Source organism: Paenibacillus sp. GM1FR, from assembly GCF_002803315.1.
GTDB lineage: Bacteria > Bacillota > Bacilli > Paenibacillales > Paenibacillaceae > Paenibacillus > Paenibacillus amylolyticus.
Map to the genome: position 1 here is coordinate 1 of NZ_MKZL01000011.1, position 3,817 is coordinate 3,817.

The 3,817-nt window shown below is 44.6% G+C and carries 5 protein-coding genes; 3 read left to right on the plus strand and 2 right to left on the minus strand.

Translation table 11 applies throughout. The features are described 5' to 3' along the window. The first annotated feature begins 368 nt into the window (after positions 1–368). A complete protein-coding gene (gene imm48 / locus PAEAM_RS06030; RefSeq protein WP_053061631.1) occupies positions 369–809 on the plus strand; it encodes an Imm48 family immunity protein in 441 nt (146 codons plus the stop codon). A 13-nt stretch (positions 810–822) separates the two neighbouring features. Next, entirely contained in the window at positions 823–1,377 is a 555-nt protein-coding gene (locus PAEAM_RS06035; RefSeq protein WP_207765554.1) for an RNA 2'-phosphotransferase, read from the plus strand. 83 nt (positions 1,378–1,460) lie between these two features. Here PAEAM_RS06035 and PAEAM_RS06040 read toward each other — a convergent pair whose 3' ends face one another. Next, entirely contained in the window at positions 1,461–2,318 is an 858-nt protein-coding gene (locus PAEAM_RS06040) for an SDR family oxidoreductase (RefSeq protein ID WP_100526993.1), read from the minus strand. A gap of 110 nt (positions 2,319–2,428) precedes the next feature. Next, positions 2,429–2,854, minus strand: coding sequence for an Rrf2 family transcriptional regulator (locus tag PAEAM_RS06045; protein ID WP_036668516.1), 426 nt, complete (start codon positions 2,852–2,854; stop codon positions 2,429–2,431). Between the two features lie 423 nt (positions 2,855–3,277). Between PAEAM_RS06045 and PAEAM_RS06050 the strand changes: the two genes are divergently transcribed. Further along, positions 3,278–3,754, plus strand: a complete 477-nt coding sequence (locus tag PAEAM_RS06050) for a DUF6790 family protein (RefSeq protein WP_026080959.1) — start codon at positions 3,278–3,280, stop codon at positions 3,752–3,754. Positions 3,755–3,817: the final 63 nt, after the last annotated feature.

Here is a 3,817-nt window from a genome sequence, read left to right on the forward strand (position 1 = left end):
CTGCCCAAAATGTCTGCAGTTTCGGTTAAAGTCCGGCCTTCCAAATGCAAACGGACAGCTAAATATCTTTCATACATGCGCGTACTATCCGTTTCTTTCATGGCCGTTGTTAGCTCTTCAATCTCTTTTTCATTTGTCACTTGAATCCCCGCCCTTTTCAGTTATTACTATCTTTTACCCGATTAGGCGGTTCTTAATTTTATGAGTTCAATCTATATAAAAGCTTTCTGTAAGAAAACTGCTTCGGGAGCATTCACTTCGCCTTTATTCGTAGATGAATTTGAAACGAACACCCCAACTCCGATACAATGTTCTCATAGAGTCTGAGAGAATGGATCAAATACGGTGCAGAAATGGAGAAAACCAATATGACTGAATTTATCAACGCTGACGATATTAATGACGTAATTCTGGCTGCGGCAGCAAACGAGTTGGAGCAGATGGTGGACAAAATGTGTGAGCTGATTGGCACGCCTTTGGAACAGACAACAGAACTGGAGCGTCAGGTCATGGCTGCTTTTGGTTTTGGCGCGGTGTATGGCATCACTCATCGGGATCAGCTGGCGGAGCCGCAGGCCCATGCCTTGAGCATTCGGATGCTGATTAAACCGTTTAATTACAGTGAACAGCAGGCGGTTGATTTTGCCGATGATCTGATTCGGGTGGCTTCTGATCGTGAGGTTCATCCGGTGATGAATACGATTATCCAACGTGGGATTGATGGTCACCGCCAATTCAATCAGGAAGATGATGAAGGATTGGAACGTAACATTCAGGAGATTTTAACCGCGGTTCAATCGCAAAAATAGACGGTTTTATTAGATGTGGGAGATGATTGCATTGGATCTGATGAAATTAAGCAAGGAACTCTCATACGCTCTGCGACATGCACCATGGGAGTATGAACTGGAACTGGACGAAGAGGGTTGGGTGGAGATCTCGCAATTGCTGGTGGCTCTACATGAAAGTCCGCAGTGGAAGGAAGTCACGCAAGCCGATCTGGAGCAGATGATTGAAGCCTCGGAGAAAAAGAGACAGGAAATCCGTTCTGGCCGCATCCGGGCATTGTATGGACATTCGACTCCTCATAAGATATCGAAAATATCTGCTGAGCCACCGGAAACCCTGTACCATGGGACCCCGGCACGCGCAGTGCATTCTATTATGGAACATGGCTTACAGCCGCGGCAAAGGCAATATGTACATCTGTCCGCAGATATCGATACGGCCAATCAGGTGGGACAAAGACGGGATGATCAGCCTGTCATTTTGAGAATCAATGCTGCTCAAGCGGCCACAGACGGAATCCTCTTTTATCATGGAAACGAAAATATCTGGCTGGCCGATCTTATTCCGGCACGTTATATTAAGCAATGAGCGATGAACTATTGATCGTTAGCTACACAAAAAAAGGGACGCATCCAACATTTGTTGGTGTGTCCCTTTCTCATATCCAAAACTTACTTGCCTACAATTGCTTTAATACCTTCGCTAAGTGGCTGAGCCGGACGGCCAAGCAATTTCTCTAAAGTATCACTTTCTACAGCCAGTGCGCCTTCACGGATGGCACTTTGCATATCAACAAGCATCGATACGACAAAGTCCGGTAGACCTGCACCTTTCATGATGTCAGCGTAAGCGGCATCGTCCACGTTTTGCACGTTGATTTCCTGCCCAAGCACTTCACCAACAATGGCAGCCAGTTCAGCTTGCGTGCGTAGTTTGCCGGACAATTCATATACGGTATTCTCATGTCCTTCTCCTGCGAGAACAGCTGCAGCAGCATGGGCGTAGTCACTTCGGGTAGCCCAGCCTACTTGGCTGTTGTTGGTGGCATGAACCCAAGGTGCACCTTGGGTAGCTGCTTGCACACTGCCTGCTTCATTTTCCAGGTACCAGTTGTTGCGCAGGAAGGAATACGGAATGCCGGATTCACGAATAGCTTTTTCTGTAGCGCGGTGAACTTCCGCCAGGGAAAGGGTATTTTTCTCTGCATTCACAACGCTTGTATAAGCGATGAAACCCACGCCTGCGTTCTTGGCAGCGTCAATGGCAGCCTGATGTTGGCGAATACGCGTTTCATTGTCACCATCAGTCGAGATGAGCAACAGACGGTCTACACCGGCAAAAGCTTTCTCTAACGTCTCCGGTTGATCGAAATCACCGTGACGCACGTCAACCCCTTGAGTGCGGAGTGCTTCCGCTTTCTCTGGATTACGTACACTTACTGCCACATCCTTGGCAGAATTGTTTTTTAACAATGCCTCTACAACCAGTGAACCCAATTGACCTGTTGCGCCAGTAACCAAAATTTTCATTTTCTTTTCCTCCTAGGATATGTGTTTTGTTTGCATATGGTTGTAATCGAAAATGTTATAACAGGTGTGATTACAACGAAAGGGTTAAAAAAAGCTCATTATGAGCTTTTTTATTCAGAGACATGAATCTGATCCATCATCTGTTGTATGGTTACACGATTCAAGCGCTGTTCCATGGCTGTCTGAGCCTCAATGAGTTCGGCACGCAAGGTGTGTTCAATCATGTTGCCGACCGGACATTTCGGATTCGGATGTTTGTGAAAGTTAAACAATTCCCCATCCTCCACCACCTCAAGCGCTCGATATACATCAAGAAGGGTAATGTCGGCTGGATCTTTCAACAAGGAAGCACCACCCACACCGGGTCTGACGTCAATCAGTCCAGCCTGTTTCAGCTTGGACATAATCCGTCGAATAATCACGGGATTTGTATTCACACTCTGCGCAATCACATCTCCGGTGCATTCATTGGGCATAACAGCGATCAGGGACAGGGTATGAACCGCAATGGAAAAGCGACTGCTGATTTGTCTCATGGGATAATCACCACCGTTGTAACTATAATAGTTACAAAGAGATCGGATGTCAATTCCTTTATATTATATTTTAATGGATAGTTGCTGTTGTTCTGTAATCGTAGATGATCAAACAGATGATAATTGAACTATCAGCTATGTCAAATAAATGAGTTGTGGTTCTTTTGAAGCGTTAAAAAAGAAGTAGGTTTCAAACCTTTTAATGTAATAATAGGGCTAAATTCCTATTATTTTCAAGTTAAATGGAACTATATGGTTTTCTTGTTTGCGTACAGAAGAAGAAAAATGACAAAAGCTTCGACAAACTAGAAAATTATGTATGAATTGACAAATGTAAAAGCGATTATATAATGTGTTTAACTACAAGATTGTACATTTAGTTACAAATGATTCCAAATAACAAACGGCGGGAGTGGGACAGGCATGTGGTTTTTGGTTCTATGGTTGTTAGGTCTAATTTCAGGGGGAGTACACCTATATGTGTTAGGTTTTCCCGGGGAAATGAGCGAGATTAGCAGGGTGTTGCTGCTTCATCAGTTTGTGGTTACGTTTGGATTGGTTGGAGTGATTGGTTATGTTGTCAACATTGCCAGAGCGGATCAGACAGCCAAAATGTTAGGATGGCCTGGTGGACCATTTCAGGTTAAATATGGTTTTTCCCAGGTAGGGCTTGGAGTTATGGGGATTATGGCCATCTGGTTCCAAGGGAACTTTTGGGTTGGTGTATTGGTAACGATGTACATATACGGATTAAGTGGTCTTTGGTCACATACTTATGTCATGATTAAAAATCGCAAGGCAGATGGAGACAGTATCGGGAATCTCATTATGGATGTGGTGTATCAAACGTTTATCACGGTTCTCTCCGTATTGGCTGGTGGAATCTGGGTAATGCACTAAGCTGTAACTGATTTTTTGCCTTACACAGCTTGAATCTCAATTAAACGATGAGGTGTGGTCGTG